The organism is uncultured Streptococcus sp. (assembly GCF_963545685.1).
Taxonomy (GTDB): domain Bacteria; phylum Bacillota; class Bacilli; order Lactobacillales; family Streptococcaceae; genus Streptococcus.
The window spans coordinates 1-6135 of the sequence record NZ_CAUUKN010000068.1 but is presented as its reverse complement, the minus strand read 5'-3'; the positions used below and the strand labels follow the sequence as shown (position 1 = coordinate 6135).

Genomic DNA, 6135 nt, shown 5'->3' with positions numbered 1-6135 from the left:
AAACAGACACTACTATTAGATATTTAACCTGTCTACTTGACAGGGGGCATATCATCAAGGTCGTTTTTCTATGTTCAAAAAGAGGTCTAGCTGACAAACAAGCGTCTGATATGTTTTCTCAAAGAAAAATAGAGCTGAATAGTCATAGGAATCCAAATCATAGGTTCACATAGGATAACGCCAAGGTAATTCATATAAGGAATGACAAAAACAACAAAGAGAATTTTACCAAAAAGCTCAATAAAGCTAGAGGTTAAAGGTGTGAGTTTTTTACCTAGCCCCTGGAGACTATTTCTAAAGATGAAGAGCATTCCCAAAATAGGATAAAAAAGGGAACTAATACGCAAGTAGCGGCTAGCGTTGTCGATAATCATAGCATTATCAGACCCAGAGATAAGATCAGCCAAGAAGGGACTTGCCACATAGAGTAGGGCACAGGCAATAATGGACCAACTGATAGAGACAAGGCATGACTGTTTCAAACCTTCAACAATGCGCTTAAACTGTCGGGCCCCGAAATTCTGTGAGGTGAAGGTCGTCACCCCAGCAGCAAGGGAGGTCAATGGTAGAACAGCAAAGGACATAATTCGTCTTGCTGCCACCTGAGCACTAATAATGAGAGGACCAAAACCATTAATTGCGTACTGTAAGGTCACAGTTCCAATAGAAACGATGGAATTCATGAGGCCCATGGCCATCCCTTGTCCAAAAAGGTCCAGATAAAGGCTTGAGTCAAGAACAAAGTCAGACTTATTTGGAAGGAGAAAGGTCACTTTCTTCTTAATATAGTAAAGACAAAGGATAGCTGAAAGCCCCTGTGAGATAATAGTCGCCAAGCCTGCTGATTGTACGCCAAGATGAAGTTGTGTAATAAAGAAAAGGTCTAAAATGATATTAACTAAGGCTGAAAAAATTAGGAAATAAAGGGCTGTAAGACTATCACCAACTGCCCTAAGTAGGCCTGCGCACAGATTATAGCCCAAGCTTACCCCAACACAAGACACAATCATGGAAATATACTGGTAGGCCTGCCCAATGATAGAACTAGGGGTTCCTAAAAAAGTTAGCAAAGGATAAAGACCAAAATGCCCTGAAATCATAACTAAGGCACTTAAGCCTAGACCAATTACAAATGTGGTAGCAACAGATTGACGAAGCTTATCATATTGTTGCGCACCATAATAACGTGCAATAACAACTCCCATACCATTTCCAACACCAAGGGCAAATCCGATAACTAAATCAAAAATAGCAGATGAGGCCCCAACTGCAGCTAGGGCATCAGGCCCTAGAAAGCGCCCCACAATCATGACATCAGCAGTATTGTAGAGTTGCTGGAAAATATTAGAAACCAGAATAGGCAGAGCAAAGATTAAAAGAGACCTCAAAATTGGGCCTCGTAAAAGATCAACTGACGAATTTTTCATAGAACTATTATAACAAGATAGCAAGTGTGAGACAATCTAAAAAAGCCACCCTAGGATGACTTTTTCATGCCCTTTAGATAGCGACTGAGCTTTTGTGATATATGACTATAACCTGCCGCAATCATTGGAAGCTGTAAGTAAATATAGGGAAGGGTGTACTGGCTTTTGGTCTCAGAAATGAGATGGAAGAGAAGCCCTCCAAAGAGATAAAGGAAGGCATAAAGTCCAAGTGTTGCCCCATCTCCCATTCGTTTATAAGCAAAGGCATAATAGAATACACCACCCAAGTAGAGGACTAGAAGGTAACCTTGCATATAGGTTACAAAAAAGAGATGTAGGGTCCCATCATGATAAATAGATGCCGCAAAGCGATTCCACAATGGTTGATGCTTATCTTTACTAGGCCCATTCCAGATGGATTGAAAACTCCCTTCAGTCCAAGAAGTGATAAATTTAGTGCTGAAAAACCACTTCGCTTCATCTGGATGTTCTAAGAAATATTGTACTCGCTTGTCAAAGAGGTGATTTGCACTTTTCTCAATCTTATCAATATTCCCCTTTTTCTTAGTATAGATTTTTCGAACGTAGCCGGTATACCAGCCTGGCATACGATTTGAGTCCGGCTCATCCTGTAAGCCCATGGCCAACCAAGCGATTTGAGGTGTTCCAGGAATTTTTTGATGGGTAGTTATTTCATAATAGCTAGTTGTCGCCTTATGCATAGCCATAGGAAAAGCGAATAAGGCTAGTATCAAAAGTAAATAAGAGTAGCGTTTTTCTCTAAGTACCAACAGTATTAGAATACCGGACAACGCAAGAATGAGAATAATATTATTACTTCTCACCCAGTAAGCCAAGGTTAGCATAATCACAGAAACTATAGCATTTTTAGCTTTACCATTCCTCAAGTAGCGTAGGAAAAATAGAATAGCAAAACTGGAGAAGAACAATCCATACATGAGCCCGTAAGCAAACATAATGTTGAATACGAGAGGTAAAAAACCAAAACTCATGATGACAGCCAAACGACTGATATGCGATTTTTTAAAAAGTTCATCTGTGATTTTCCAGGTAGCATAGTTCATCCCAATGACCATAGCCAGATTGAGCACATAGAAAACCGAGATAACAGGTAGAGGAATTAGGTAAAGAATAAGCCTTTCAAAGCTAAGCATCCCTAACTGGTGGGGATAACGATAGAAGTAAGCCCCAGGTTTAATCAAGGAGAAGTTACCAGCATTAAACTGCACTGCCCCTCGAAAAACGGTACCTGCATCGTCTCGTCCAGCAAAACTAGTCAGAAAAATCAAAACGAGTCCAAAACTCACGAAGCAAATTGTAAAAAAAGTAAAGATTTGCTTGGTTGTATAGTTCTTTAAAAGCTTGGGCCAGAGAAGAGTCAAAAGCAGAATAATTCCACCCGAAACATAAACATACCACGGCACGCGACTAATTTCAGCCCACTCAAAGTAACCGGTCATCATAGTGGTCCGAATAATCATGGCTGTCACAAAAAACACCCCGAATAAGATGAGTCCCACGTAGCGACCTAACAACTCTAACAAAGAACTGGTCCATGTCATAAGACCCTTCATTGAAAGTCTCCTTTATATATAATTACCTATATAGTTTAACATAGTCGTTAGAAAAATGTCGTGAAAACAAGAAAAAAATAGAGGCTGCTTAAAAGAAATTCATCAGTTTTTTTGTAAAGGTTAGTAATAATCAGTGTTGTCAAAATGAAAAAGACCGAAAACCGGTCTTATAGGATTGTTTTGTCTTAAAAAATTCATAGCTTGATAAAACTTAAAATTAAATTTTTCAGTGTATAGATGGTTGTAAGAAGATGATTTAAGGATGTTTTCTAATTCAGCCTCCGTATCAGAAACGAGAGAGTTTTCTATGCAAAATAGATTATTTCATCCGCATGCTGTCAATTTTTTCTTCAGTCGGTGTGACACGTAAGGTCTTTTGTCCTGTATAAGTCACAAATCCAGGCTTAGCTGCTGTTGGTTTATTGAGTTTCTTGACATCGATCATATCCACTTGAACCAAGTTTGACAGACGAGCCTTGGAGTAGTAGGCTGCCAACTCAGCCGCATCAGTCTTGACCTCATCAGTTGGGTTAGGATTGTCCTTGATGACTACGTGACTACCTGGAATATCCTTTGCGTGGAACCAGAGCTCACCTTTTTTAGCCATCTTAAAGGTCAACTCTTCATTTTGTAGGTTATTACGACCAACCATGATAATGGTCTTGCCATCAGAAGCTAGATACTGTTCAGGTTTCTTGCGTTTGTGACGTTTGTCAGTTGAACGACGCTTTATAAAGCCAGCCTGAACAAGCTCTTCACGTATATCCTCGATCTCATCCATATTGGCTTGAGACAGACTGAATTCAACACTTTCTAAATAGTCAATTGTCTGTTTGGTTTCCTCGATTAAACCAGTCAAGTGCTTAACAGCTTCCTTGAGTTTCTGGTATTTCTTGAAGTAACGCTGAGCATTCTGGTTAGGCGTTAGAGCCACATTTAGAGGAATGGTAATCTTTTCGCCAGTGTAGTAGTTGTCTAGCTCAACACTATCCTGATCATTCGGTACCATGCTAAGGTAGGTTGTTAAAAGTTCACCTTTTTGACGGAACTCCTCAGCATTTTCAGTAGCAGCAAGCTCTTTTTCCTGTTTAACAAGTTTTTTCTTGTTTTTTTCTAGTTCATTTTGCACACGATGGATCAAATCACTAGCCTGTTGAGCCACACGGTCACGCGCAGCCTTGTCCAAGTAGTAGTAGTCCAAAAGCGCTGACAAGGTATCAAACTTAGGTTGGTCCTGACTATCTGAGAATTTTACAGCTGAAAAAGCCTTAGTTGTAAGATTAGGTTGGACTTCACGATTAAAGAAGGCACGGAAATTCTTGAGTTTATCAGTCTCTAATAAGGCTGATAATTCATTAGCTGTGTCACGCCCCAACCCTTGGAAGAGTTTTTGAAGGTTTCTAGCTGACAGGTCTTCCGTTTGTAAGATTTCAAAGAGCTTTTCGTCTGGAATATCGAAAGGATTCCTAGCATCTGTCTTCGGTGGAGCAATATAGGTAGAGCCAGGCAGAATAGTTCGGTAACTATTTTGTGAGAAACCAACGTGCTTGATAGACTCAATGATTTTACTCTCGTTCTTGTCAATTAGGATAATGTTAGAGTGTTTCCCCATGATTTCCATAACAAGTGTAACCTTAACGCTGTCACCAATTTCGTTTTTGTTAGACACGGAAATCTCAAGAACACGGTCATTTTCTAGCTGCTGGATATCCTCAATAACTGCCCCCTGAAGATATTTACGCATAATCATGGTATAGGTGTTTGGATTCTGCGGATTTGGCAACTCTGCCTTGGTCGTCTGGATACGCCCAAAGACAGGATGAGCCGAAAGCAGAAGCTTGTAATTCTGACGATTGTTACGAATGGTCAACACCAATTCACGCTCAAAAGGCTGATTAACCTTCTGGATACGCCCGTAAAGCACCTGCTCACGCAACTCAGCCGTCATATGATGAAGAAAAAAGCCGTCAAAAGACATGATGCACTTCCTTTCTTGTTAGAGATAATGGTTGTTATTTTAATTGTGATAATACATAAAATGCCTAACCATTATAGCATAAAGCCTGTAGAAATGCTTGGGGTGGGTCGAGAATCTAAACTTATTATTTAATGTAGTATAAATTCTCCTGAAAAACTGTATGACATAAACAGCTAAAAATCATATCAAATTTCCTCAAATATTCTTTTGAATTTATGTTCTAGTTATGGTATCATTTAATATGCTGAAAATTAAAGGAGCATTAAATGAACGATATAAAAAAGATATGCAATGCGACTAATTTAAAATACCTAGCTGTTGCACTTATGTTTTTGGACCAAATCTATCAGATGTTCGGGAGTATGGGGGCACCTATTTGGTTGACGATGTTGGGACGCCTGGCTTTCCCGATTTTCCTCTTTCTAGCAGCTGATAGTTTCCATTATACACATGACCGTATGGCTTTTCTCAGGCGTTTGCTTTACATGAGTTGGTTTATGACCATTGGCAACGCTATCATTGGTAGTATTTTTCATAATGGTAGTATCGGTTTAACCAATAATGCCTTCTCAACTTTCTTTATTACTGGAATTTTTATTTACTCTTGGGATTTATTGTTTAAGGGACTTCGTGACAAATCTTATAGGGAATTGATTCAGGGGATGGGTGTCTTTCTCTTGCCAATTCTTTCATCTATTCCAGTCGTGGTGCTGGCAGGTATATTCGAAACGCCACATGCAAACCCAATCCTTGTGCAGATTGTTGCCTTTATCTTGTCACTGGTGCCAAGTATTATCATGGTTGAGGGTGGCTTTGTTATGGTCATTCTCGGCCTTTTGTTCTACATTTTCCGAACTAACCGTATCGCTCAGATTATTGTCTTAGCAGTTATTTCAGTGATTGCCCATCTCTTTGATCCTACAGGTGTTCAGTGGATGATGGTCTTCGCTGCGATTCCTATGTATTTCTACAATGGTGAGCGTGGTAGTGGCAATAAGAATTTCTTCTATATATTCTATCCAGCTCATATTTATCTCTTGTGGATCCTAGCAAGTTTGTTTAGATAAAACGACAAAGACAGGGTACTAGCCCCCAAAAATGAGACACAAGAAAAACACTCCTGTTGAAAATCTAG

4 protein-coding genes are annotated in these 6135 nt (G+C 39.6%); 1 reads left to right on the top strand and 3 read right to left on the bottom strand.

Features of this window, described 5'->3' with window-relative positions; genetic code table 11:
• Positions 1-86: 86 nt before the first annotated feature.
• The 3 genes from RWZ99_RS08545 to RWZ99_RS08535 all read right to left on the bottom strand — a co-directional run bounded on the left by RWZ99_RS08545 (position 87) and on the right by RWZ99_RS08535 (position 5000).
• Positions 87-1427, bottom strand: coding sequence for an MATE family efflux transporter (locus RWZ99_RS08545; protein ID WP_314678060.1), 1341 nt, complete (start codon positions 1425-1427; stop codon positions 87-89).
• A 50-nt stretch (positions 1428-1477) separates the two neighbouring features.
• Positions 1478-3022, bottom strand: coding sequence for a hypothetical protein (locus tag RWZ99_RS08540; protein WP_314678057.1), 1545 nt, complete (start codon positions 3020-3022; stop codon positions 1478-1480).
• Between the two features lie 319 nt (positions 3023-3341).
• Positions 3342-5000 (bottom strand): NFACT RNA binding domain-containing protein, encoded by a 1659-nt coding sequence (locus RWZ99_RS08535; protein WP_314678055.1) that lies wholly within the window; start codon positions 4998-5000, stop codon positions 3342-3344.
• Positions 5001-5266: 266 nt separating this feature from the next.
• On the opposite strand from RWZ99_RS08535, the gene RWZ99_RS08530 reads away from it, so the two are divergent.
• Positions 5267-6067 carry a TraX family protein gene (locus RWZ99_RS08530; RefSeq protein WP_314678053.1) on the top strand — a complete coding sequence of 267 codons (801 nt, stop codon included), beginning with the start codon at positions 5267-5269 and terminating at the stop codon, positions 6065-6067.
• The last annotated feature ends 68 nt before the right edge of the window (positions 6068-6135 follow it).

Excerpts from the sequence above, each read along its gene's own strand:
- RWZ99_RS08545 (WP_314678060.1), bottom strand. The coding sequence starts at position 1,427 with ATGAAAAATTCGTCAGTTGATCTTTTACGAGGCCCAATTTTGAGGTCT.
- RWZ99_RS08540 (WP_314678057.1), bottom strand. The coding sequence starts at position 3,022 with ATGAAGGGTCTTATGACATGGACCAGTTCTTTGTTAGAGTTGTTAGGT.
- RWZ99_RS08535 (WP_314678055.1), bottom strand. The coding sequence starts at position 5,000 with ATGTCTTTTGACGGCTTTTTTCTTCATCATATGACGGCTGAGTTGCGT.
- RWZ99_RS08530 (WP_314678053.1), top strand. The coding sequence starts at position 5,267 with ATGAACGATATAAAAAAGATATGCAATGCGACTAATTTAAAATACCTA.